Raw genomic sequence first — 25511 nt, forward strand, 5'->3', positions numbered from 1 at the left:
TGATAAGGAATACATGCAGCTCGAGAGAGCTGCATTTTCAGACCCATTTTCATTTTTAGGCCCTCAATACCAGTCGAACGACATTGCACTTCGTGTGTATATGCCAGGTGCTGATTCTATTGAAGCAATAACTGAAAACGGTGAACGTTTTACCCTCGCACGTGAAGCTGATAGCGGTTTTGTGCTTGGGGGTGATTTCGATTTTACCACTGCACTATATCAACTTGTCGTTAATTGGCCGCAAGGCGAACAAACGATTTATGACCCTTACCAATTCCATAATCTGATTCAGTCCGGTGAAGCTCTGGCAGACCCATCACTGATGCACAGTGAAATGGGCGCTCAGCTTGTCACTTTGAATCGAGGCAACTCTTCTATTTCCGGTGTACGCTTTCTTGTCTTTGCACCGAATGCCTCAGCAGTAAGTGTCGTTGGACACTTTAATGCGTGGGATGGCCGCCGTCACCCAATGCAGCGCCTTGATGATGGTTTGTGGGGGCTATTTATTCCTGAACTGGAAGAAGGTACCCACTATAAATTTGAACTTAAAGACAGTGCCGGCGAAGGGTTACCACATAAAGCGGATCCTTGGGGCTACGAGTCTGAGCAATACCCGTCTTTTGCATCAAAAGTCTACGACCAGGCGAAATATACTTGGCAAGATGGTGCATGGCAAAACCGTCCGGTAACAGCCAAGCACCAGCAGGCTTTGTCATTTTATGAGCTGCATGCTGGTTCGTGGCGCAAGAACGATCAGGGTGAGTTCCTCAACTACCGTGAACTTGCCGATGAGCTAATCCCATACCTAAGCGATATGGGGTACACCCATGTCGAGCTGATGCCGGTTTCTGAGCACCCGTTCTACGGTTCATGGGGTTATCAGCCAATCGGCCTGTTTGCACCAACCAGCCGTTTCGGCTCTCCGGATGACTTCAAGTACTTCGTTGATCAATGTCACCAAGCGAACATTGGTGTGGTATTGGACTGGGTACCAGCCCATTTCCCATCCGATGAACATGGTTTGGCGAATTTCGACGGTACGGCACTGTTTAATGATCCTGATCCGCGTCGTGGTTGGCATCAGGACTGGCAGAGCTATATTTATGACTACGGCCGTGATCATGTCCGCCGTTTCCTAGTGTCGAATGCACTGTTCTGGTTTGAGCATTACCACATTGATGGCCTGCGAGTTGATGCGGTTGCATCGATGCTCTACTTGGATTACTCCCGTGAGCACGATCAGTGGATCCCTAACCATGAAGGCGGCAACGTAAACTTTGATGCGGTGAGCTTGCTGCGATGGGTGAATGAAGAAGTTTACCGTCACTACCCGAATGCGATGACCATCGCTGAAGAGTCGACGGCCTTCCCGGGCGTGACGAAGCCAACGGACATGGGTGGCTTGGGCTTTGGCTTTAAGTGGAATATGGGGTGGATGCACGATAGCCTTTCTTATATCAAGGAGGAGCCGATTCACCGCAGTTACCACCACAACACCATTACTTTCCCTATGGTGTATGCCTTCAGCGAAAACTACGTATTGTCACTCTCTCATGATGAAGTGGTTTACGGTAAAGGTTCAATGCTGGACAAGATGCCGGGTGACGAGTGGCAGAAAACCGCTAACTTGCGTGCATACATGGGTTACATGTATGGCCAGCCAGGCAAGAAGCTTAACTTTATGGGTGCTGAAATCGCCCAGAGTGCAGAGTGGAACCATGACGGCCAGCTGGAATGGCACTGGCTTCAGTACCCACGCCATAGTGGTATGCAGGCACTGGTTAAAGATCTGAATGCCTTGTATACCTCAGAGCCAGCGATGTATGAGCAAGATTGCGATCCTGCCGGTTTTGAATGGCGAGTTCAAGACGATGCCGGTAATAGTATTTTGGCCCATGAACGTATAGCGCTTAATGGTGACAAGGTACTTGTGGTATCGAACTTTACCCCGGTACCACGTGAAGGCTATTTGCTTGGTGTGCCGGCTGAAGGTGAATATGAATTGCTGCTTAATACGGATGATGAGAAATACTGGGGTAGTAATGCACCGGTTAAGGCATCAATCGCGACAGAGCAGGTTGCCAGCCATGGCCTTGAGCAGTCTATTGCTGTTGACTTGCCGCCATTGGCGACAGTGTTCTACCGCTTTAAGTAATCGCTAAACTTCATAGATAAAAAAACCCGCAGACTTTGCGGGTTTTTTTATATTTGTTGTCGGCATAATTCTACCAATGACAAACGTAACAATTTTTTTGAGAACTATGTCACTTTTTTAGTGCGCGGTTCAGTAGTGGTTAATTAATGAGGTGCAATGATTTGTAACAAAGAATCCCGTGAGGGGTTTCACTAAAATGAAGAAAATATTTTGAAATTTAAAGTTTTATTATCATTAGCCGTAATTATTTCCCCTCTCAGCTTTGCCCAACAGTCTTTTTTTCCAATTTGGGGCGATGAAGCTGAAAAGTTAGGTTACACCTTGCCAAAGCCATATGGCTTCTCATTGTCTTACATGGATATGAGCAACCCTATCACGGTAAATAGTATTGCTCTAACCGGCCACCCTCTGCTAGAAGCGATTGACGTTGATGCCAATCACGCCGATTTTACAGGCTCGAACATTACCCTGCGCGGAGATGTGTGGGTTTTCCCGTTTATGAACCTCTACGGTATCCTCGGTTATACCCAGGGTACCAGTAAGGCCAAGATAAACTCTTTGAGCTGTGATGCATCATCCGTTTCAGGTCTTAACAAGCCGCTGTGCATGCTGCTTAATGCTGCCGGGGACAATCTTCCGGATAATGTCATGTTTGAGTTGGATATGGATGGTGGTACTTACGGTGTTGGTACAACTCTGGCCGGTGGCATGGGTAACTGGTTTGCACTGGTAGACATGAACTACACCTACACCAAGATTGCGGCTATTGATGGCAACATCAAGACTTTTGTCGCGGCTCCGCGTGTCGGTCATCGCTGGGAATACGATGGTGGCCGTGAACTTCGGGTATTTGTCGGTGCGATGTATCAGGATGTTCAGCAAGAGTTGTCAGGTGACCTGAAGAGCTTAAACCTTCCAGATTTTCTCGACCCCATTATCGATAGCGCCCCTGACGCGGGGTTTGAAGTTAGCCAAAGCGCGGACGAAAAATGGAATGGTATCGTAGGGTTTCAATATGCCTTCAATCGCGATTGGGACATTTTAATGGAAGCAGGGTTTGGACAGCGAGAGACGCTCTTCTTTGCCTTAGGTCGCCGATTCTAACAATTAATAAACAATGAAAAAAATACTTCCTTTTGTTTGCTTGGTATTGTCTGGCACCAGTGCTGCAACGCAGACCGAGCAAGAGTCCGTCCAGCATGAGCCAGAGCTAACCGCGTACCAACGCTACCAGCAATGGCTTGATGGTATGTTGCTTGAACTAGGTGCCGATGGTGGTTTCAATCCTGAAAAGGGGATCGACTGGAGCGTGATGCCAGGGCCGTTTTATACGCCGGAGAAAAAATTCGGTATTGGCGTATCGGCGGTAGGTTTGTATATGCCAGATATGAAAGATACCACCACGCAACCAAGCTCTATCACTCTCAATGGCTTTGGTTCGATCAATGGTGCCTATGGCGTCGCGATACGCAACGCAAACTACCTAAAGAACGACAAGTACCGCTTGTTTATCGATGCTGAACTAATGGACTCACCAGATATTTTTTACGGTATTGGTGTTGATGCCGGTATGAACAATGAGCGTGTCGATTATGATCGCCGTACTTATTCTGGCTCAGTAACGGGTATGGTACGCGTCCTGCCATATACCTATCTTGGCATGGGCGTTGAACTGTCCCGCAATGAAGCGTCAGATGCTAAGCAGGAGCATCCGGATACACCTTGGGTTGGGGCCGGTGTTGCCAATTTTCCGGAAACCCAGCGTAATGTCGGCGGGATGATCAGCCTGACTTACGATTCCCGTGACTTTGCTCTTAATGCGTCAAAAGGGCGGCTGATTCAACTTGAATACCACAATTTTAATACCGCATTGGGTTCAGATAATGATTTCGAGCGGATAAGCCTTAACTACAGTGATTACCACTCATTGTCGCTTATCCCTGGTGTCCTTGCATGGCAAGCGCGGGTGGAATCAAATTTCGGTGATGTGAGTTGGGACCAAATGGCGTTGCTTGGAGGAGCCGAGGCACTGCGTGGTTACGAGCAGGGTCACTACCGTGACCGGAATTTGTTTATTTCCCAAGCAGAGTACCGTCAACCGCTGTCAGGCCGCCATGGCATGGTGTACTGGATAGGGGCGGGGACATTGGCCGAGGAATTTGATCAACTGGGCGAAGAGGACTGGCTTTACTCCGTGGGGATAGGCTATCGCTTTGAAATCAAGCAGCGCGTCAATTTGCGCCTAGATATGGGCTTTGGTAATGATCAAAGCGGATTTTACTTTGCTATCAACGAAGCGTTTTGACAACAATGAGCTGTTCACCTTTTCGCCCTTTTTTTGCTACCGCTCTACTTTCATTACTGGTTGGATGTTCATCCAATACGTGGCAAACCTATGCAGTGCCAAGCAATGCTGAAGTGACCGAGATGCTAATAGAAGGGAAGTCGACAAGCCAACCATGGCAATTGCAAGAAGCCCGTTACCCGAAGTTAACCGTGCCTCAAAACGTACGTCCGTGCTGCGCCTTCGGCGATATGCAGAAGGTAAAGCTTGGTTTGGTTTCGGTGCCTTTTTTTCGCCTAAATAACGTGGTAGGTCTTAGCGATATCGGCCCACATAAATTTGCCTGTGGGATTTATTACTACACGTCAGCTTCCTCTTCGGTATTGGATCATGGTGGTAGTGAAAATAACGGTATTGTGTACACCCAACAAGGCGGCTTTATAGATCTTGCCCATGTACGCGATACTGCAGATGACACCATTGGTTTATTCTTCGAAATTTTGGCTAATTTGGGACAAGCCCACCGCATAGACTTACCTGCCGAGCTTGGACCTCGCTATATTGAAATGAGGGCTTTCGATGTATCAGCGCTGACTGATAAGCAGCAGTGGTCAGTAGCTGCACACTTGGCGGCCCGATTGGCATACTTTAAAGCGGAATCTCATGAAATTGCCCAGTGGCATGGCTATACCAGTTTTTCTGGTTGGCCAGAAACCATTTCTGCCTATTCGCTTGAAGATCTGTACTCCAATATGCTGGGTGCAAAGATTGTACTTAACTTGATCCAACATCGTAACGTGTTGAGTGAACAGGAATACAATCAGAATGTAAGCTTATGGCTGAACGCAAGCTTGCAGGAACTGGGTATAGTCGATAAGGCGCAGGCAAAACAGGTTCTCGCTGCTGTCGATGGCAAATGGTGGAGCTCGAAAGAGTCTATTCCAAACAAATATATGGTGTTGAAGCGCCATTATGAGCTGGGTGATCAGCAAACCCCTTATTTACTAACGCCAGAGTTATTGGGGGATCAGTTTGAGCACCTTGCTCCAGTGGCGAAAACGTCTGCAATAGCGCTTTCATTGCCAGCCTATGCAGAATCGCTAGAGCTGGATAATATCGCCACGTTAGTACTTGAAATCATGCCTCGTTATGCTGCGACATTTAGCCATATTCCTGAGCAGTTGTGGTCTGAGCGTATTGTTCACACCGAGTTCCCAATGATTGCTAGATATGCCAAGCAACAGGACAGCAAAGAAATGGAAGCAATAGGAGTTGGCAATGAATAACACCGCGTTTAAAAAAGTAGTCCGTCACTTTATTTCTCTGTTGCTGTTGACTGGCTTATACGGGTGCTCAACTGTCAATAAATACGATGACCTTACGGCTGTCGATATTAACATGGTGTCAACGGCAGAGGCGATGCCACAAGTTTTGCACGGGCGATCTTCAAAAGACGATAAGCCTAAGCTGGCTATTGCGTTCGGCGGCGGTGCGTCTCGCGGCATGATGCACCTGGGGGTGATGAAGGCCTTGGAAGAAGCCGGAATCAAAGCTGATATTGTCACCGGCACATCGGTGGGCTCGATCGCTGCTGCCCTATATAGCAGTCACGAATACCCTGATGTTGAACGTAAGATGTTTGAGTTTGCCGAGCATGAGATTGTTGATATCAATCTCTCTCGCAAGGGGCTGATAAAAGGCAAAGCCTTGGCAAGATGGGTGAACAAGCATACCGGGTATAAAGATATCAGCGATTTGCCTGTCACAACCGGTATTGTTGCTACCAACTTGACCCAGCAGAAGGCTGTAATGTTCACTGCAGGAGATATTGGTGAAGCCGTGCAAACTTCATCAAGTGTACCTGGGGTGTTTGTGCCAATTTATCACAATGAAGATATCCTGGTGGATGGGGGAGTGCTGTCACTGGTGCCAGTCTATGCAGCTCGCCAACTTGGGGCGGATATTGTGATTGCTGTTGATGTGTTCTGTAGCTTGCCACCACCTCTCAAGTACACTGCTGTTGATACTATGGCGAACACCTTCTGGATCCAAAGCTGCATAGCCACCAAAGAAGAAATTGATAGTGCAGAGATAGTGCTGGCGCCAGTATCACCCGACCCGAGTTTAGTAAATTTTGGTGGTTCAGTAGAACGCACCGCCGCGATGAATGTTGGTTACCAAGCCATGAAACAGGCATTGCCAGAACTCAAGGCTCATCTGGGGCAAGGGGATTAGATTGCCGCGGTTGCAAACCGAGCATAAAGATTAAAAACGACGAGGCAATGGCCTCGTCGTTTTGATCTGTGGTTCGGGTTTAGGAATGAATATGGCTAAACACGCGTACAATTGGTTGATGCCTTTAGAATAATTAATATAAATCAAATTGATACTTTGGAATTAATGTCACAATAAGCGGCTGCGAGAAGCGATAGTTTGCTCGCCTGAGTGTTTTTATTAGAACCGGTAAAAAAACAATAAGTGACAGAAATGAAAGCGGAAAACACACATTTTCAGAATATTTCGCAGCCAGGGCAGGAAGTCGAATATTCATCCTCTTGGAATCTGATCTCAACGACGGATCCCACTAGCACCATTACTTATGCTAATACCAGCTTTTGTGACGTCGCCGGTTATAGCAACCAGGAATTAGTTGATAACCCGCATAACATAGTAAGGCATGCGGATATGCCCAAAGCGGCATTTGCGCAGCTTTGGCAATATGTCAAAGCAGGCAAAAGCTGGATGGGATTGGTGAAGAACAAGTGCAAGAACGGAAATTACTACTGGGTCTCTGCGTTCGTTACGCCAATCGTCAACAGCGAAGGGCAGGTGATTGAGTACCAGTCTGTACGCAGTCGGCCAAGTAAAGAAGAGATAAAGCGCGCAGAGGGCACTTATAAAGCCATCAACGAGGGCAAGCGTGGTAGCAGCGGCTTTCGCCTGAGATACGGGGCGCTACTGAATGTACTGCTCGTTATTACAGGGCTACTCAGTACATTTCAGGCCGTAACTAGCTATTCAGTTATTTCGATACTCACAAGTGCCGCACTGCTGCTAGGCCTAATGGTTAACCTGTATGCGCAACAACGCTTGTCTGCGGTTACTGCGCTGGCCCGTGAAGCGTATGACAATTCACTGATGGAGCCGATCTATACCGGAAAGTATGACGATTATTCTGGGATAGAGTTGGCGCTGAGGATGCGGCGGGCCGAGGTGCGAGCCATTGTCGGGCGAGCCAGTGAAACGTCAGCGGATATCCTGCTGTCGGCCGAGGATGAATTTGCTCACACGCAGCAAATCAAAACTAATTTACAAGAGCAGACACTTGCCACAGAGCAAGTTGGGGTGGCGATAGATCAAATGGCCTCAACCGTGAGAGAGGTGGCGGAAAATGCATCGAATGCGTCTGAAATGACGGTGAAGGCGCAGCAAGTCGCCAATAGCGGGCTAGTGCGGGTAGAGGAAACCATTACGTCGGTTAATGCTTTGCACAATGAGCTGGATGACTCAAAAAGGGTGATTAATGCATTGTCAGAAAGCAGCCGCCAAATCGAGGGTATTCTCGATGTGATTGGGACTATTGCTGACCAAACTAATCTTCTGGCCCTCAATGCAGCAATAGAAGCCGCTCGTGCCGGAGAGGCGGGAAGAGGCTTTGCTGTGGTTGCCGATGAAGTCCGTTCATTGGCACAGAAAACCCAATCATCGACCGGTGAAATCCACCAGATGATCACCCAGCTTCAGGATATTGCCGGCCAGGCAGTCGCCGCTGTAGAACGCGGTGGCGAACAGTCGGAACATTGCCGTCAACAAGCCCTGGCAATGGGGGAACAGTTGAAGGAAATCAACCATGTCCTGGATGTTGTAACGGATAGCAGCCATCAAATCGCCGCGGCGGTTGAGCAACAAGCGGGGGTGAGTGCCGATATCTCTGAGCATATTCAGAAGATAAATCTATTAGGCAATGAAACAGAGAAAACCAGTGATATTTCGGTGGAAAGTACCCGGATGCTGGTGGAGCGCTTGGAAGGTCTAGAGCGGTTGATGAATCAGTTCCAGCGTCGCCATTAATCAGAATGAAACCTAACGGATTACCGGTGTAAAAAAGCCCACAACATGCAAATGTTGTGGGCTTTTGATTATGTAGAATGAATTATTTGAATTCAGCTTTGCGCATACGGTTCAGTACAGCCATGACTTCAATCACTCGCGGCTTGGCGATATCACCGTAGTTCGGCATGGTACGGAACCACTCATCACTCGCCAGCATCTGGCTGAAGGCTTTACTTGGTGATTTTTCCCAGCCCTTGCCCTGTGCAATCTGGAACCATAACCAACCGATAGCATGCAGTTGGCTCGAGTCGGCGACTTGCTCCAGTGCTTGAAGATCAATGAATTCACGGCCGAAGCGCATAGACGTCTTGTCTTTGACCTGGATACGGAACTTGCCGTCTTCCAGCTGTGCTTTTAGGCCGGCACGGTTGAGCTTACGCGTACGCGGACGGGCGATTTCACTACTTCCCTCCAGCTGGCGGCGGGTAGGGTGAGACGCGACAACCCCTTTCGCTTTCTCGGTCACATCCAGTGCCTGATAGTTGTGCATCTGGATAACCGTATCGGCGACGTCCAGGTAGTCACCTGAGCCTCCCATTACCAGCAATACCGATACGTCTAGCTGGTCTCTTAGCAATGAAATACGATCGACAAGCGGGGTGATGGGTTCGTCGTCCTTGGCAATTAGGGCCTGCATGCGCTCATCACGGATCATGAAGTTTGACGCAGAGGTGTCTTCATCAATCAGTAGGGCGTTAGAGCCGGCTTCGATAGACTCTTGTAGCCATGAGGCCTGGGAAGTGGAACCTGATGCATTCTGGGTAGAGAACATGCTGGTGTCCTTGCCCATTGGTAGGTTGCTGATGTATGGCGTTAGATCGACGTTGTGTACACAGCGGCCGTCTTCTGCACGGATCTTCGACGCTGATTCATCAGTAACAATGTACTCTCGGCCATCACCAGGAATATGGTCATAGACCGAGTTCTCGATGGCATTTAGCAAGGTTGATTTACCGTGGAAGCCGCCACCGACAATCATGGTAATACCTTTAGGGACACCCATACCGCGAATCTTGCCGCGGTGAGGTGCTTCCAGTTCAACCGCAAGGCTCTCTGGGCTGACAAACGGAAGGGCGTCAGCCATCGGCAGGTCACTGTTACCGGCCAGGCGAGGAAGGATACTGTCGTCTGCAACAAATGCCATTAAGCCTTTATCCGCAAGCTGCTTGCGCAGTGCCACCTGATCTTCGACGGTTTCACAATGACGCTTTAGCTCGTCCATCGGCAATTCACGGGCGATCGTGGCGCGACGGATGATCTTTGGCATGGTGAACGTCAGCAGGTTTGCCGTTTTCTTGGCAATGATTGTACGGCCGTCTGATGGCAAATCTACGCGAAAGCGCAATTCAAGTGCGTCATCGTCAAAGACAACGGCGGTGCGGTCTAGAACGGCTTGTCCCGGGCGGTCGATTTGAATCTCGTTGATCTGCTGGGCCAGTTCAGCGAAATGGCGGGCAATGAAGTCACGAGCTGCACGCTGGTAGTCAGGGGACTGCTCTTTTAGCCATTCAAGATCGGTCAATGACCACTTGCGGCGTGCACGCACACGTGATGCTGGCGCAAAAGGGTCTGATTGAGTGATATCAATGAAGAAATCGAAGTCAACGAAATGGTATTCACCGCGCAAGCTGGAGTAGCTGCGGTAATTATGACGGTCAATTTTATGTAGTTTTGCTTCGAGTAATTGCATGTCGCCTCGATACCTTCGTTAGAAATTCCGGGGGCAGGATTCTACACTAAACGCCTTGAATAAGCATATAAAGTTTGCGGTTCGTTGCATTTTTTATTAAAGCCGTCCGCCGAGAGACGTTTAACTCTACCTTGGTCTAATTGAGCTATTAGTGGGAATGGCATTAAATCAGAGTGTAGATGATAAAAAAGGGAGTACACCATGCTGCAGTTATCAATGACCGTTGCCGAGTACCTGTTGATTCTGGCTGGGCTAGCCATGGTAGGAAACGGGATTATTTTGTATGGCCGTCGGACAAGCGACTGGACTGGTGTTTTGAAGATGTTTTATAACCGTATTGGCATGTCCGTCGAAGAGTTCAAATGGTATCGGTTGGGCGTGGCCTCTCTCGTGCTGGGTGTGGTTGTCAGAATATTGAATCTGACTCTTTGGCCGTAGTAGTCATTCTTAACGCTATCGCCATTAAGAATAAAGGCGAGCACTTGCTCGCCAGGTGGGCTGTTGTAGGAGAGCCTGTCTTGTTAGTTTCTTGGCTTGGGCAGCTTGATTGATGCTTTTAATCCGCCAAGCTGGCTCCGGCTAAGGCTAAGCTCACCCCGGTAGCTATGGGCTAATTCATTTGCAATATTTAATCCCAGACCTGTTCCGGGCGTGGCTTCATCAAGCCTAACGCCACGCTTGAGGGCGTTGTGATAGGCATCATCGTCAATCCCGGGGCCATCATCTTCAATAACCAGCAATACAGACTCCGAAGTTTGCTCTGGCTGGTGGACCCTTATCAAGCTATTGGCCCATTTGTAGCTGTTCTCAATCAGGTTACCCAAGATCTCGTCGAGATCCCGCTTTTCGATTGCGACCTGCAAATCACTGTCCAGCTCGTTAACGAGCACAACGCCCCTGTGTGCATATACCTTGTCCATCGCCATGGAGATAGCATCAACTCGGCTTGAAGGGGCAGTTTTAGCTGACAGGATGTTACTTGCCCCTGCCATTCGTGCCCGGACGAGGTGGTAGTCGATGTGCTGCTGAAGCTGCTGCAGCAAAGGTTCAAGCTTTGACCGTTCCTGAACATTGAGGTGGGCAACCTCATTATTAAGAATGGCTATCGGTGTTTTGAGAGCGTGCGAAAGGTTGCCCGCGTGATTGCGTGCTCGTTCTAGCAACTCTTGGTAATGAAATAGCAGGGCATTCAAATCATCGACAACCGGACGGATCTCGGCGGGGTAGACCCCACTCAATTCCGAGGTTTCTCCCTCACGGACTTGTTTCAAATTATTTTGCAAGCGCCGCAGCGGCCAGAGTGACCAGCTTACCTGCAGCCAGATTAAGCACAGGATACCGCCTGCCATGACAAGTAAAATAAGCCACAAGCCGCCGGTGAGTTGGTTGAGGGTTTTAAGCAATCTTTCTTGGTTGATTGCAACCGTCAAGGTGACAGGCTCATCCAGTTCGGGCAGAAGAATATTTCGGGTCAAGACAATTAGCGATTGCTTGTTGGGGCCAGCATAACCTGATTCGTCATCACCGGTGATACGGGTATCCCACAATGAGCGAGAACGAAATTCGTTATCGGCAACATTCAAAGTCCAGTACAGACCGCTATAAGGTTGCTGGAAGCGAGGGTTAGACAGGGCTCTTGGAGGGATCAAATTCCCTTTGTTGTCGACATCTATCTGTGCGGTTAATTCGTCAAGATAGATATAAAGCTGGTGTTTTTCCTGATCAACCAGGTAAGTTTTGATGAACGATGGCATCAGGTAACCAGCGGTAAGGGTAGTACCTAATAGCCACACAGCCGCGGCAATAAGCAAGCGGCTGCGTAAGCTTGGTAAAGAGGTGTGTGGGGCTCTAATCGGCATTGATACGATACCCGAGTCCTCTTACGGTTTTGATAACATCACCGCCGATTTTGCGGCGTATGCGGCCAATGAACACTTCAATCGTGTTGGAATCGCGGTCAAAGTCCTGCTTGTAAATATGCTCAACCAACTCGGTACGGGAAATGACTTTATCGGCATTGTGCATCATGTACGAGAGCACCTTAAACTCCAACGCGGTAAGATCGATACTTTCACCATTGTGCATTACTTTTGAAGTGCGGGTATCGAGGCTCAGACCGCCAATTTGGATAACGGGTGAGGCATTGCCGGTAGAGCGTCGGACCTGTGCACGCAAACGGGCTACCAGTTCAATCATCTGGAAAGGTTTGGTCAGGTAATCATCGGCACCGGCATTTAGCCCTTCGACACGCTGGGTGAGTTCGTTACGGGCACTGAGAATAATGACGGGGCAGGTGACGTTCTCGTCGCGAATGCCTTTGAGCACCGTCAGGCCGTCTAATTTAGGCAGGCCTAAATCGAGGATGATACCGTCCCATGGCTCAGAGGTGGCACGGTATAAGGCATCGATGCCATCACTGGAGAGTTCGGCTACCCAGCCGCTATGTTCTAAACCTTCAACAATTTGTTCGCCCAAGGCTAATTCATCTTCAACGACGAGTATTTTCATTGGTCTACCTTGATAATGTTTTCAAGACCCCGGCCTTTTATTTCGAGAATGGTTAACGTTTTCGCATCGTATTCCACTCTGACAATATTATTATTGGGGTCGATAAGCTTTAATTCATAGATCCAAATGTCATCATCCTCTTCTAACTCGACACGAATGATCCGGCCGTGAAGCTGTTCATCGACTTTGGATTGTAGAGACGAAAAAGGCTGTACCAGCCCTTGTTGAACTGCTCGCATAACGTCGTCGTGGTCTTCTTCAATTTCCAGCTCAACGCTTGCCAGTGCTGAAACTGCAAAAAAGAGAAGTGACAAAATGGCTATGTATTTGCTTTTTCTATTCATACATTGAATTGTAACTGATTGTACGTGAACCGAAAATGAATATACCCAAGTGATTGTATGTTGTATGTGCGAATACAGACAAAATGCCATTTATTTCTTGAGTATTATGAGGAGTTGGTCGTTATAAATAGAAATGACCACTAGAAATAGCTATGCATACCTACTTGATTTTTTTGAATAAGCCAGGCGTTTTTAGTGGTAGATCATGATATTAATTCGTGCCACACACTATAATCGCACCAATTTTGTTTCGAGATAAAGGGACGTTATGCAATTATCCTTAAAAACAAAACTGCTATTGTCGAGTTTTGTTGCTATTTCTATTACCGCTACAGCCCTTGGCGGTTTCTCTTACCATTCAATGAAAACCCAGGCTTGGCAATCAATTGAAAGTGAAAGCCGTAATACCTCGGTAGCGGTTACCAAAGGGATCGGTGACTGGCTAGCCAACAAACAGGCTGCAGTCAACGCTGTGGTAAATACGATGGCCGGCAATAATGCGCCAAATATCGTTGAGCATCTGAAGCAAATGCATCTCTCCGGCGATTTCAGTTTGAGTTTTTACGGTAACCAGCTTGGTGATATGTACCGCCAAGACCCATCCCTGAACCGTGCAGGATATGATCCACGTGAAAGGGGCTGGTATCAGGAGGCCTCATCCGCGCGCGAGGCAGTGGTTACCGCGCCGTATATGAGCCACACCATGCAGACATTGGTTGTTACCTTGGCCGAGCCGGTGATGCAGAGTGGTCAGCTAAAAGGTGTCGTAGGTGCAGACTTGGCACTCGGTGACTTGATGCGTGATGTATTGAATATTCCGGTACTAGGACAGGGTTATGCCATGTTACTTGATATGGATAACCAGGTGATTGTCGCTCACCCTAACCGGGATATGCAGCTAAAGCCCATTACTGATCTGGGACTGAATTCACATTTGCTGCGAAGTGAAATGCAGGATGACGGTTATTTCCTTAGTGATTTCGATGGTCGCGAGCGTGCCGTAGCAATTCATGCCGTCCCTAATTCGGGCTGGGCGCTGGTAATGGTGATGGATAAGTCTGCGCTTGAAGCGCCGCTCAAGAGCATGTTGCTTGACGAGCTGCTTATCGGCCTGGTGATTCTGGTTGTTGTGGGCGGTTTGATCAGTTTGCTATTGACAAAGCAGCTGAGTGAATTGAAAAAAGTATCAGCGGCCTTGGCTGATATTGCCCATGGGGAAGGGGATCTAACCGCTCGGATCCCGGTAAACAGCCAAGATGAGGTTGGCCAATTGGCCGAAAGCTTCAATCAGTTCGTTTCGCATCAGCATGTAATGGCGTCTAAATTGCGTGATATTGCACTGGAGCTAAACCGTAACGCAGCAGATGCCGCGACTTCGTCAACTCAGCGTAGCCACAATATTCGCCAGCAGCAAGATGAGATCACTATGGTGGCGACGGCGGTAACCGAAATGGCAAGTGCAACACAAGAAATCGCAGGCAACGCTGAGAATACGGCGAAAACAGCAGAGCAGGCAGTTTCGCTAGCGGGGGATGGACATCGCCAAGTAGGGCAGAGTCAGCAGTCGATTGGTAATTTGGCCAGTGAAGTGACCAATGCAGCATCCATTATTGAAGATCTCAATGAGCATGCGCTGAAAATCAGTACTATTCTTTCGACCATTCGCGATATCGCCGAGCAGACCAACCTGCTGGCGCTTAATGCTGCCATTGAGGCCGCTCGTGCCGGAGAGCAGGGGCGCGGGTTTGCGGTTGTTGCCGATGAGGTTCGCGTTCTTTCTCAGCGTACCCATACTTCAACGCAGGAAATTCAAACCATGATTGAGACCTTGCAGTCGACAACGCATAACGCAGTCACGGTGATGAACGATAGCCATCAGCTGGCTGATACCAGCGTACAGGATGTCGATGCGGCAGGTGACAGTATCAATAGTATTGCCAGCGAGATAAATGTGATTAGTGACATGGCGACGCAGATTGCCTCGGCAGCCGAAGAACAATCAAGTGTGACTGCTGAAATTAGCCGCAATACCGAGGGTGTCCAAGAAGTTGCCAATCAAATGGCACAAGAAGCCATGGAAGCTGCTCGACAAGCTGAGTCTTTAAAAGCGTTAGCAGGGCAGCTAGAGCAGGAAGTACAACGCTACAAGCTCTAATTTTCTGGTTAAAAAAACGCCCCCGCTAATGCGGGGGCGATGTTTTGATGGCTAGTCAGACGTTATTCTTCCCACTGTACCAGTTTATCTTTCGGCCAGTGAGCGCCAATATCGTGATACTTCTTCTCAAGCAGATGGCGCTTGATTTTCAATGTTGGCGTCAGAATACCGTTCTCAATACTCCAAGGCTCTTTTATCATCAGCACCCCCTTAATTTTGGCATGTGACTCAAGCTCTTGGTTGAGGGTATTGATAACGCGCTCAGCCGTACGGGCGTAACGCTCGCGGTCAAAGTTGGGGAAGTCATGCGGTACAGCCAGCAAGATGGGTGCAGGCATACCCGAACCCACTACACACATCATTTCGATATTGGCAAGCTCAAAGATACGCTTCTCGATTGGGACTGGTGAGACAAATTTCCCTTTGGCAGTCTTAAAGGTATCGTTCTTACGCCCCTGAATTGATAGGTAGCCGTCCTCATCCATAAAGCCGATGTCACCGGTATGCAGCCAGCCATCCTCATCGAACATTTCTTTGGTTGCTTCTTCGTTTTTGTAGTAGCCGGAGAATAACCCCATACCACGCACCAGGATTTCTTCATCGGCTGAGACCTTGATTTCGACGCCAGGACCGGCATTACCAACGGTACCGATTTTATCACTGCGGAAGGGGTGGTTGAGTGTGCTGTATGCAAAGCTCTCCGTCATCCCCCAAGCTTCGGTAATGTTGAGGCCGATGCTTTCGTACCAACGTAGCAGAGCTGGCGACACCGGTGCAGATCCACAGCCTAGGACTCGAGCCTTGTTCAAGCCTAGCCCGTCAGCTAGCTTGCGTTTGATGACACCCGAAATAAACGGGATCTTGAGCAGGATGTTAAGTTTAGCTTGCGGCAGCTTTTCCAAAATACGTTGCTGGAACACTGTCCACAGGCGCGGAACCGAAATGAACAGGGTTGGGCGGTGCATTTTAACGTCGTCGATGAAGGTATCGAGTGACTCAGGGAAGGCAACTTGCATCCCTGACATCACGGATGAACCGAAAATATAGACGCGTTCGGTGATGTGAGCGAGCGGCAGATAAGAGAAAAGGCGCTCGCCATCTTGCATGCCGATATGATCAACCAGTCGTTGTGCTGCCCAAGCAAAAGAGCCATAGCTGAGCATTGCCCCTTTCGGCAACCCTGAGGTGCCTGAGGTATAGACAATAGACATCAAATCATCTTGCTGGTGATTGGGACGCTCTTCAGAAGGTTGATGTTGCGAGAGCAAGGTATTGAAGTCGTGGTCACATTTCGGTGCCGATGGATAGTTGAAGGCGATGGAAACAATATCAGGGTGTTTTTCCATTACCGAGATAGCGGCCTTGCTGTCATCAAGCTTACCGATCAGCACTGCTTTCGATTCACTGTGGGTCAAGCAGTGTTCGATCGTTTCCGGGCCTGCAGTAGGGAAGATCGGTACACTGATGTAGCTTCCCAGCATGAGTGCAAGATCGGTGATAAACCATTCGGCACAGTTCTTGGACATCAGGGCGATACGATCGCCGGGTTTGAACCCTTGGGCACGGAGAGCGCTGACTAGCCGCAATGCTTTGTCAGCTACCTCTGCATAGGTGAAATCTACAAATTGACGGTTGATGATCTGGCGAAGATACACATCATCTGCGCGTTCTTCTGCCCATTTGAGTATCATTTCAGTTGGCAGTGGTTGAGTCATCAGAGTATCCCTTAAGCGATCCGATTGCAGAGGTAGAGTCATACTTCGATCCTTCCGTGTTGTGTTTTTGTTAAAGTAATGCTAAATCCATTGTTTGGTCAAGTAGATATTTGCGGTTTTTCTGTCTATGAAAACCACCCAACTAAAGCAACCCCGAAAAAAATAATTAGCTTTCAGAGATTAAAATAGAACAAAATTCAAACAGGTGTACAATTTTTTTACATTTAATGGCATGTCCATAAATCCATGTTTCTATTACAATAGTGATAATTTTATGTCATGAATGAAGTTATTCTTGTTTGTGGAATTACGTAAAATTAGTCGAAAGTGCTAATTTTAAGAGCTAAGCAATATGATAAAGTTGCCTCATTAACGAAAGATAGTCACTTGTATAGATGATGTTGGCGCAAATAAAATGCGAACTTAGCTTTTCATTTCATGACACTTTTGTACTTGAAACTAAAGGTTAAACGGTAATATTATCCATTAATGGAATGATATCCTGTATTGTGTGACTTATTACTTGTAACAAAGTGGCATCGAATAGGGTTTCAACACATTTGCTTAAATGGTTACGTAGCCCGCTTTGGAGTCCGGCGGGTCTTTGGGTGATCAATTAGAATCATAGAGTCAACGCATTATGCCAAAGCGTAGTAAAGAAGATACTGAAATTACCATCCAAACGATTATGGATGCGGTGGTGGATCAAATTTTGACGTTGGGATACGACAAAATGTCTTACACCACCCTTAGCAAGCAAACGGGGATCTCTCGTACAGGCATTAGCCACCATTTCCCTAAAAAGCAAGATTTCGCCACTGCACTGGATGGCCGTATTTTTCGGCTGTTTGTGGAAAAACTTGATCTGGACAATGGCCTAGCTGGTTTTTCTTCTAGCTGGATTGCGGCACTGGATGATGAGAAGTTTAAAGCGACATTGCGTCTTCTGTTTCATCACATTGCTTCATCCGAGACGACCAGTGAGTTTGCCAAACGCGGCATCGATAGGCTCTATGATCTATGCCTTGAGCGCTTTGGTGAGGAGAGCCAGAAAGAGCTTGAGTGGCTGCTGGGCAAGTCTCTTATTAGCCTAGTGCGCTAAAGATATGTTTTATTAAGCAGCTTCTTCGGAAGCTGTTTTTTGTTTGAAGTCATATAATTTAATTAGAGGCGGGAATTGCCTCTTTGATTGAGTTTGCGTAGAGAAGATTGCGATGTTGAAATATATAGTATTGGCACTGGTTGGTTTGGGGATTTATATCGGTGTGACTTATAAAGATCAAATTGAAGATCTCACCGATTCACGATCATTTGAAGAGGTACAGGATGTTTTTGAAGATGTATCTGACAAAGCTTCAAATACTGCCAGTGAGCTGAGTGAAAAATTTGAAGAGTTAAAGCAATAGTAGTAGGTTCATCAGCTTGCTTGAATGTATAAAAAATACCGGCGATTTGCCGGTATTTTATGTACATAATTAATGTGAAGAGATGATATAGAAGTAGTAAATCATCGAAGAGGCAATCAGATATACAGACCAGTGATCTTCCTTATACCGTCCTGTGGCTAGCTTTAAGAAGGCATATACCAACATAGCGGCAGCAATACCATTCCCCGCGTTAAAGCTAAAGACGCTCATTACCACACAGACAAAAGCAGGCAGATATTCGGTGATGTCGTCATAGTTGATCTTCTTCATCGAGCTCATCATGGCTATACCGATGTACATCAGCACAGGGGCTGTAGCAACAGTAGGTATCATACCAGCCAGCGGGGCAAGAAAGAGGGTGAGGCAGAAGCAGGCTGCAGTGACCAAAGCGGTGAAGCCTGTTCGTCCGCCAGACTCAACGCCAGCCGAGCTTTCGACATAAGTGGTCATTACCGGGCACGAGAATAGTGCACCAAAGGTTGTGGCACTGGAGTCAACGTGAAAGTTTTTTTCGATACCCGGTAGGTTGCCGTCTTTGTCCAGGTAGCCTGCTTGTGCGCCTATGCCGAGCATGGCGCCCAGTGTCGAGAAGAAGTCGGGAATAAAGAAAGCCAATAAAAATGGCAGGTATGCCGGGCTGAGTGCACCTAGCACGTCGAGCTGGAATACCATGTTATCAATACTGCCTGGTACGCTAAAGAAGTTAGCCGGAATAGATGTGATCCCCAAAGGAAGGCTTAGAAGGGTGGTGAGGATAACAGCCAGAATGATACCGCCTTGGATCTTCCGAGAAACGAAGAAGAGCACCATGAAAAAGCCGAGTACAGCGGTGATCACTTCAATAGAGGCAAGATCCCCAAAAATCAGAACATTCTTTCGGGGATCGGCGATTACGATACCTGCTTGTTTAAATCCCAACAGGGCGATAAACAAACCGATGCCGACACCCACAGAGACTTTCACACTGTGCGGGATAATACGGACCACAAAGTCGCGAACACCGAGAAAGGAGACCAGCATAAACAGTACACCGCTGATAAAGACAATACCGGCAGCAATACTCAGAGGGACGTCGTTGCCCAGCAAGGTGAATGAGAAGATCGCAACACTGCCAAGGCCTGGACCCAGCACAAAAGGGCGGTTGGTATAAAGCGCCATCGCAATTGTCGTGATAACGGTCATCAGCACCGTGACAGTCAGCGCGCTCTCGAACGGGATCCCGCCCTTACTCATCATTCCCGGTACAACCGCAATCATATAGGCCATTGTTGCGAAGGTTGTAAGACCGGCAATGATCTCGGTTTTTAAATTGGTGTTATTCCCCTTAAAGTCAAACCACTTAGCAATACTCAAAGCTGGTTTGTCAGCGATAGTTTCCATGGATTCCCTCTACATGTCTTTATAATATTCGTCGATGTGATTAGCGTCGGTAGCAAATTTTCATTTCTGGCGAGATGCTTGGCTCAGTGGTCAAATTTGACCTGAGCAGATCGAACTCATCGCTCCATTCCGCTAGCCATTGTTGCTTAGTACTGTCAGGCATCCAGCATGCTTCAATACTGTTGAGCATCATTTGTTTCAAACTCTCAAGGTCAAAACCAAAGTCTTCGACCATTACCCTGTAACAGTTGGCACTGTCTGTGTTGTGTATATGCCAGTCGTCGGTACAGGGTATGATGTTCATACCCGCTTTGGCCATCGCTCTGATAGGGTGGTGCAAGCACCAGTCTTGGTAGCGCGGCCACTGTTTGAAGTAGTAGGTATTGGATGGGATAACGGTAAAAGGGATCCCTTTCTCGGCATACTCTTTGGTCAGGGCTGGATTATCAACGATGGTATAACCATGATCGATACGGTCTACACCGATCAGTTCAATGCCAGTTTCGACGTTGCGCCAATGTAAGCCAAACTCAGAGCAATGAGCTGTCAGTTTGTAGCCATGCTGTTTTGCTAAACGGTATGCTTTCCAAAACTTCTCAACCGGGGCGTCGTGCTCTTTGTAGTCAATGCCGATACCTAGCACATAGGGGTGGGGGGCGGCAATCATGTCCTCCAACATGGCGATGGCTTGTTCCGGTGACTTCTCGCGGTTGATAGAAGGGACCAGGCGAATAACGATTCCCATGTTCTGGTAAGCACTGTCAATCGCATCAGCGAGTGCACACGTGACTTCGGCGTAGCTCAGGGGGGTATCCGATGGGTTCCAGAATGTCTCGATATACTTAACACCACAAGCATGGGCGTCTTCAGCGACTTCCAGCAGTACTTTCGCATAGTCGCTCGGTTCACGCATTAACTGGTAGAGGAAGGTAAGTGCCTCAATGCCGCCTTTTACAATTCCCGTTTCTGCTTGATAAGCGCGATAGTAGGCTTTGGCTTCAAGTTCACTGAGTACAATGTCGTATTTGTTTGCAAACCACAACATAGTTTCAAGCCTAACCCCACCTAGCAGGTGGTAGTGAAGATCGGCTTTAGGAAAGCGGTGATAGAATTCTGTGAGCGTGATTGGAGCTGTTTTCACGGTTACCTCTTTGACGCAATAATTTGCGCAAACGTTTGCCTTTGGGCGGGAGTATCGCTCCGATCAACTGTAAAGTGAAATGCAATTATTGGTATGCCAGTGCCGATTCGGCATTAACCTGGGTGGGAATAACGCAATTGGCACTAATGTATTAGTTGGGCTGCCATGACCGGTTGATTTGCCAACCTGTTTTTACGCTGTGCTGTAGATAGTTCCATAGTTGCTGGGCATCTTGTCGTAAAGGGGCGGAATTGCGGTATAGCCTGATCTGGTAAGGAAGCCGGAATTGTTGCGGGGAGACGGCAATCAGCTTGCCGGTATCCAGTTCTCGGCGTATTTGGGCATCGGGTAACCAAGCCAACCCTTTTCCCCTTAATGCCATATCCTTATGGAGTTGACACATCGAACTTTCAAACACCGGGTAAGTATTGAGTGATTCGAATTGCGGTTGATACTGCTCGATAAGCCTTGCACTGTATGATTCTGCGCTGTATTTGAGTATCGGGCATTTCATTTCCAGCGGGTTGTATAGTGCACCTCCTCGCTCGTCTGCGGCGGAAACCAGCAGAAAGTCACCATGGCCGATACACAGGTTCTGAAATGGCGGCTGAAGCAGCGAGAGAATTTCGAAGCCTAGCAAAAAATCGCAACTTGCTTCGGTTAGCGCCTCCACGGCAAAATCAACCCGTAAAATATCGATAGAAAAGTGTAGGTTGTGCTCTTGATTGATGAATTCTGTCAAATCCAGCAGAGTCGGTGATGACAGCGAGTGGGGCGTGGCGATGCGAATCGGATTTTGCAGGGGTTGCTCAATGCCATTGAGCATCTTTACTCCTGCCTCCATCTGTGAAACCAGGTTTTGGGCAATGGTTCGGAATTGTCTGCCAGCGGCGGTGAGGCTAATAGGCGTTGTCGTTCGGTCAATCAATGTGTGGCCGACGGCTTTCTCAAGCGCTCGGATATGCCGGCCAAACGCCGGTTGAGTGATATGCCGGGCTTCTGCGGCTCGGGAAAAATGCTGCATGTCTGCCAGCATTAAGAAGTCTTCAAGCCATTTTGTGTCTAAGTTCATTGCATCTTTATATTGAATTAAGAGAAGTTGGAGTAAAGCACCGCATCTGGGTGCTTCACAGTTACATTCTACATTGTGGTTTTGCCGTGCTGTAGCTTGGCAGTTTGGCGATTTCTGCCCGCAAGTCGTCTATCCGGGTCGAGTGAGACGGGTGGGTCGAGAGCAGTTCAGGCGGTTGATTGCCCCCAGATGCTTTCGCCATGTTCTGCCATAGGCTGACACTTTCATTAGGGTCAAAGCCTGCCTCAGCCATTAACCTCAGACCAATAATATCGGATTCAGACTCCTGGGCTCGGCCGTAAGGCATCAAGACGCCATATTGCACCCCAAGACCTAGGCCCGCCATGGCGGCATCATGGTAATCTGCTCCGCCCATAGCGACGCTGGAAATTTGCAGCCCCATGTTGGCAAGTTGAGTTCGGGACAGCCGCTCGTTACTGTGCTGGGCCAAGACATGGCCAATTTCGTGGCCAATGACAGTCGCAAGTTGATCTTGATTGGTCGCAACATTCAACAGGCCAGTATAGACGCCGATTTTACCACCGGGCAAGGCAAAGGCATTGACCTGATCGCTGTCAAAGACCACGACTTCCCATTGATCTGCGACCTGAGGTCCACCTAGGCGAGCGGTTAATGCATCAGTCACACATTGAACGTACTGATTGGTTTTTGCATCCGTATGGATTTTTTCTTGCTCTTTTAAGGCATCAAATGACTGTGCCCCTAACTGAGACATATCCTGCTCAGAGAACAGCAGTACCTGCTGCCTGCCCGTGGGGGAGCTACTGCAAGCTGTAAGCGCGATTGCAGAGGCAATAAAGCCCGCAGCCGCGAAAGGTCGAAAGCGATTCATCTAAGACTCCTTTCATTTTTAATCTAAACCGCAATAGCGGAATTATACAGTTGCTGTATCATTCTCTCCAAATAAGATTGTTTGGATAACGTAATGAGTATTTGGAAAAAATCCTTCACTCTTGAAAGTTTAAATGAGACATCGACAAATACACTCGTCGAGCACTTGGGAATTGAGTATTCGACGTTTGACGACAACAGCCTCTCCGCTGTTATGCCCGTTGAGCCTCGCACGCATCAACCGCTCGGAATGTTGCATGGCGGCGCCTCGGTAGTACTGGCCGAAACCTTGGGCTCGCTGGCTGCCAATATGTGTGTCGATGATGGCAAATATTGCGTCGGCCTTGATATCAATGCCAACCACCTCCGAGCAATGCGGAGTGGCCATGTTGTCGGCAAAGCCTATCCTGTGCATTTAGGGGCGACAACCCAGGTATGGCAGATTGATATCAAGGACCCTCGGGGCCGTATGGTATGTACCAGCCGGTTGACGATTGCAGTGATGAGACACAAGAAGGCGGTGGAATCATGACGATCATTTTTTCTGCGGGCCGTATCATAGCTAATCAGCGTGAAGTTGTGGTTCGGCTCGACGGCGATGCGCGGGTGTCGTTACAGGCCTCCGCTGATGATATTACCTTGCTTGGCAAGGGGGCGAACGTGATTACGGCTGTGGGATCAGGCGTGAACTGGTCGCTCCGTTTAGATTCCGAGCAGCAACTCGCAGCATTGGCTGACGTCCTTGGCATTGCTATTCAGTGATCAGATACCCAAGTAACTTGCGTTATTTGGGTAATTTTTATGAGAGCTTGAACTCATATTTGACTTCGGCAACCGCAAATTGGCTTTTAACAGGTTATTGTATAGTAAGGTTAATCAAAACAATTAGTTATATAAAATAATCGCGTTAACCGTTAAGGGGTAGTAAAAGTCAATGTCAGATAAAGGAAGCTAGGTTGAATAGAAAACAGCTAAAAAAAATCGCAGAGTTTAGCTACAGGACAATGTTTCGTCAGGCTCCGGATCTTAGTGAAATCCATGAAACTTTTTATGGCTGGGTGGTATTCCTTGCATCAGAAAAAGCCAAGGTTGTGGTGAAGTTTTCCCGAGAGATAGGGCGGCAGGCAAAGGAAATCAAAGGGCTCGAACGCTTGCGGCAGGCGTTAACATGCCCAGTACCTGAGGTATTGTATTTCGGTCGGGAGGAAGGCTACGAATTTATCATGCTGGAGTGGTTAGAAGGGATCTCGGCCCATCAAATTCCTAATGATCCCATCGCTATTGAGCGTTTTTCTGAAAGCTATCTTGCGCTTTTGCACACAATGCACGAAATCAATGCTCCTCAGGGCTTTGAATCCGAACGGGGGCAATTTTACACCAGTTTGACTACGGCTTTTTCAGATTGGATGGGGCCGGTATACCGATATATTATCAGTGAGGTTTCACCTTTTTCTCCTGCGCAAAAACAGGCATACCAATCTCTTTGGGCAATGAAGGATGAGATCCTGTCTACAGCTTCGCCCATCTCTTCACTGATCCATGATGATTGTCATATTGGGAATATACTGGTCGATCCAAAAAGCTTCGAGGTAACCGGCGTTTTAGACCCATGTGATGTAGGGTTTAAACACCGGGAAATGGATATTTTCCATCTGTATGATGTGAGGCCGGAAATGAGGCTTGCCGAACGCTACCAGCAAGCCGTGAGTCTGCCGCCGGGGTTTGAACTGAGGCGTTGGTATTTCAGTTTGTGGGATGATGCCAAGCACAGTCGAAACATGGGCTGGTATGACGAAGCCTGGATACAAAATAAGCTGACTACCTTTAATCAGACAGCAACGGCAGAATATGGCACTGTGTCGTATCAGTAATGCCGTTATAGTGTGAGCGGGGAAATCATTTTTCGAATGAAGCCAATGATTGACCGTACTATGTTATAAGTAATGTCGTTGTGAAGTAAGTATCTGGTCGTATAGCGAATCTTGATGTTGTAGGGATGAATAGAATGAGAAAGTCGGCAGTTTATTTTGCGCTACTATTGCTAGCGGGTTGTGCTCAGCAGTCAGGACAACAGACTGAGCCCACCGTCGAGCCTGAAGTTGGTGGTGGCGTTGTGGAGCAACCCGTTACTACCCCACCGGTTGTTGAACCGGAGCCCCCGGTGATCCTCGAGCCACTACCTGAGCCAGAGCTAATTCCTGAGCCTGAGGTAAAGCCACAATCTAAACCCCAGCCGGTTGTGACCAAAACCGGTGACGGTAAATTGATTTTGGGCAGTGAAGAATGGTTGTGGATAGCCCAAGCCCAACAACATATTCGTGCCAAGGTCGATGGTGGTAAGTCACTTTCTTCTATTGGTGTAAGCAATGTTCAGGCATTTGAACGGGACGGCAAGGATTGGGTCAAGTTCAGTGCAGGGGGGCAAGAGGTTGAATTGCCGGTCGAGCGTTGGCTCAAGAAGAAAAGCGATTCGCCTCAGGCTGTTGTTAAATTGAGGGCGAAATTGGGTGAGCTCAATGAGCTAACCGAGTTCGCGCTCACGGCTGGCAAAGGGATTGTGCTGGGGGTGAATTTTATTCGCGATGTTGCTGTGGTAGACAGTAATCGGAAGTATGTTCAACCCAAGGTGAAGTAATTACGAAAACGGCTGAGTTACCTTCAGCCGTTTTGCTTTT

23 protein-coding genes are annotated in these 25511 nt (G+C 48.1%); 14 read left to right on the forward strand and 9 right to left on the reverse strand.

What is annotated here, in order from left to right; translation table 11 throughout:
- Positions 1–13 precede the first annotated feature (13 nt).
- The 6 genes from glgB (at position 14) to C9J03_RS06710 (ending at position 8510) form a co-directional block, all read left to right on the forward strand.
- Complete coding sequence (gene glgB, locus C9J03_RS06685) at positions 14–2155, forward strand: 1,4-alpha-glucan branching protein GlgB (RefSeq protein ID WP_044621236.1); 2142 nt, start codon at positions 14–16, stop codon at positions 2153–2155.
- Positions 2156–2365: 210 nt separating this feature from the next.
- Positions 2366–3259: a hypothetical protein gene (locus C9J03_RS06690; protein WP_044621235.1), complete on the forward strand. Its 894-nt coding sequence runs from the start codon at positions 2366–2368 to the stop codon at positions 3257–3259.
- 13 nt (positions 3260–3272) lie between these two features.
- Entirely contained in the window at positions 3273–4460 is a 1188-nt protein-coding gene (locus C9J03_RS06695) for a BamA/TamA family outer membrane protein (protein ID WP_044621234.1), read from the forward strand.
- 122 nt (positions 4461–4582) lie between these two features.
- A complete protein-coding gene (locus tag C9J03_RS06700) occupies positions 4583–5725 on the forward strand; it encodes a DUF4056 domain-containing protein (protein WP_231580643.1) in 1143 nt (380 codons plus the stop codon).
- Positions 5718–6674, forward strand: a complete 957-nt coding sequence (locus C9J03_RS06705; RefSeq protein WP_044621232.1) for a patatin-like phospholipase family protein — start codon at positions 5718–5720, stop codon at positions 6672–6674. Before C9J03_RS06700 ends, C9J03_RS06705 begins: the two co-directional genes overlap by 8 nt.
- Before the next feature lie 252 nt (positions 6675–6926).
- Positions 6927–8510: a methyl-accepting chemotaxis protein gene (locus C9J03_RS06710; RefSeq protein ID WP_044621231.1), complete on the forward strand. Its 1584-nt coding sequence runs from the start codon at positions 6927–6929 to the stop codon at positions 8508–8510.
- 82 nt (positions 8511–8592) lie between these two features.
- On the opposite strand, the gene C9J03_RS06715 is transcribed toward C9J03_RS06710, so the two are convergent.
- Positions 8593–10242 (reverse strand): ABC-ATPase domain-containing protein, encoded by a 1650-nt coding sequence (locus tag C9J03_RS06715; protein ID WP_044621230.1) that lies wholly within the window; start codon positions 10240–10242, stop codon positions 8593–8595.
- 201 nt (positions 10243–10443) lie between these two features.
- Here C9J03_RS06715 and C9J03_RS06720 point away from each other — a divergent pair, with 201 nt between their 5' ends.
- Entirely contained in the window at positions 10444–10680 is a 237-nt protein-coding gene (locus C9J03_RS06720; RefSeq protein WP_044621229.1) for a hypothetical protein, read from the forward strand.
- Between the two features lie 83 nt (positions 10681–10763).
- Here C9J03_RS06720 and C9J03_RS06725 read toward each other — a convergent pair whose 3' ends face one another.
- Genes C9J03_RS06725 through C9J03_RS06735 form a run of 3 tightly spaced genes read right to left on the reverse strand, consistent with a single transcriptional unit; the run spans position 10764 to position 13094 of the window.
- On the reverse strand, positions 10764–12101 hold the full coding sequence (locus tag C9J03_RS06725; RefSeq protein ID WP_044621228.1) for an ATP-binding protein: 1338 nt from the start codon (positions 12099–12101) through the stop codon (positions 10764–10766).
- Positions 12091–12750 carry a response regulator transcription factor gene (locus C9J03_RS06730; protein ID WP_044621227.1) on the reverse strand — a complete coding sequence of 220 codons (660 nt, stop codon included), beginning with the start codon at positions 12748–12750 and terminating at the stop codon, positions 12091–12093. The genes C9J03_RS06725 and C9J03_RS06730 overlap by 11 nt, the downstream gene beginning before the upstream one ends.
- Positions 12747–13094 carry a PepSY domain-containing protein gene (locus tag C9J03_RS06735; RefSeq protein WP_044621226.1) on the reverse strand — a complete coding sequence of 116 codons (348 nt, stop codon included), beginning with the start codon at positions 13092–13094 and terminating at the stop codon, positions 12747–12749. The genes C9J03_RS06730 and C9J03_RS06735 overlap by 4 nt, the downstream gene beginning before the upstream one ends.
- A 268-nt stretch (positions 13095–13362) precedes the next feature.
- Between C9J03_RS06735 and C9J03_RS06740 the strand changes: the two genes are divergently transcribed.
- Positions 13363–15249: a methyl-accepting chemotaxis protein gene (locus C9J03_RS06740; protein WP_044621225.1), complete on the forward strand. Its 1887-nt coding sequence runs from the start codon at positions 13363–13365 to the stop codon at positions 15247–15249.
- A gap of 62 nt (positions 15250–15311) precedes the next feature.
- Here C9J03_RS06740 and C9J03_RS06745 read toward each other — a convergent pair whose 3' ends face one another.
- Positions 15312–16940 (reverse strand): AMP-binding protein, encoded by a 1629-nt coding sequence (locus C9J03_RS06745; RefSeq protein WP_197078586.1) that lies wholly within the window; start codon positions 16938–16940, stop codon positions 15312–15314.
- A gap of 664 nt (positions 16941–17604) precedes the next feature.
- Here C9J03_RS06745 and C9J03_RS06750 point away from each other — a divergent pair.
- Positions 17605–18066 (forward strand): TetR family transcriptional regulator, encoded by a 462-nt coding sequence (locus C9J03_RS06750; protein WP_039466625.1) that lies wholly within the window; start codon positions 17605–17607, stop codon positions 18064–18066.
- A gap of 112 nt (positions 18067–18178) precedes the next feature.
- Positions 18179–18370, forward strand: coding sequence for a hypothetical protein (locus C9J03_RS06755; protein WP_039466622.1), 192 nt, complete (start codon positions 18179–18181; stop codon positions 18368–18370).
- Positions 18371–18439: 69 nt separating this feature from the next.
- Here the strand turns inward: C9J03_RS06755 and C9J03_RS06760 are convergent, their stop codons facing one another.
- The 4 genes from C9J03_RS06760 to C9J03_RS06775 form a co-directional block, all read right to left on the reverse strand.
- Positions 18440–19771: an NCS2 family permease gene (locus tag C9J03_RS06760; RefSeq protein WP_044621223.1), complete on the reverse strand. Its 1332-nt coding sequence runs from the start codon at positions 19769–19771 to the stop codon at positions 18440–18442.
- A gap of 40 nt (positions 19772–19811) precedes the next feature.
- Positions 19812–20912: an adenosine deaminase family protein gene (locus C9J03_RS06765; RefSeq protein ID WP_044621222.1), complete on the reverse strand. Its 1101-nt coding sequence runs from the start codon at positions 20910–20912 to the stop codon at positions 19812–19814.
- A 151-nt stretch (positions 20913–21063) separates the two neighbouring features.
- The gene (locus C9J03_RS06770; RefSeq protein ID WP_044621221.1) at positions 21064–21984 is read right to left on the reverse strand and encodes a LysR family transcriptional regulator; all 921 of its coding nucleotides are present in this window, start codon (positions 21982–21984) and stop codon (positions 21064–21066) included.
- Between the two features lie 61 nt (positions 21985–22045).
- Complete coding sequence (locus C9J03_RS06775) at positions 22046–22837, reverse strand: M48 family metallopeptidase (protein ID WP_044621220.1); 792 nt, start codon at positions 22835–22837, stop codon at positions 22046–22048.
- A gap of 93 nt (positions 22838–22930) precedes the next feature.
- On the opposite strand from C9J03_RS06775, the gene C9J03_RS06780 reads away from it, so the two are divergent.
- From C9J03_RS06780 to C9J03_RS06795, 4 genes are all read left to right on the forward strand, one after another.
- A complete protein-coding gene (locus C9J03_RS06780) occupies positions 22931–23368 on the forward strand; it encodes a hotdog fold thioesterase (RefSeq protein ID WP_044621219.1) in 438 nt (145 codons plus the stop codon).
- Entirely contained in the window at positions 23365–23598 is a 234-nt protein-coding gene (locus tag C9J03_RS06785; protein WP_044621218.1) for a DUF3389 domain-containing protein, read from the forward strand. The genes C9J03_RS06780 and C9J03_RS06785 overlap by 4 nt, the downstream gene beginning before the upstream one ends.
- 194 nt (positions 23599–23792) lie before the next feature.
- Positions 23793–24707 (forward strand): phosphotransferase, encoded by a 915-nt coding sequence (locus C9J03_RS06790; RefSeq protein WP_044621217.1) that lies wholly within the window; start codon positions 23793–23795, stop codon positions 24705–24707.
- A gap of 134 nt (positions 24708–24841) precedes the next feature.
- Positions 24842–25471 carry a putative ATP-dependent zinc protease gene (locus C9J03_RS06795; RefSeq protein ID WP_044621216.1) on the forward strand — a complete coding sequence of 210 codons (630 nt, stop codon included), beginning with the start codon at positions 24842–24844 and terminating at the stop codon, positions 25469–25471.
- Positions 25472–25511: the final 40 nt, after the last annotated feature.

Origin of the sequence: Photobacterium gaetbulicola (assembly GCF_003025515.1) — a bacterium.
Classification (GTDB): domain Bacteria; phylum Pseudomonadota; class Gammaproteobacteria; order Enterobacterales; family Vibrionaceae; genus Photobacterium; species Photobacterium gaetbulicola.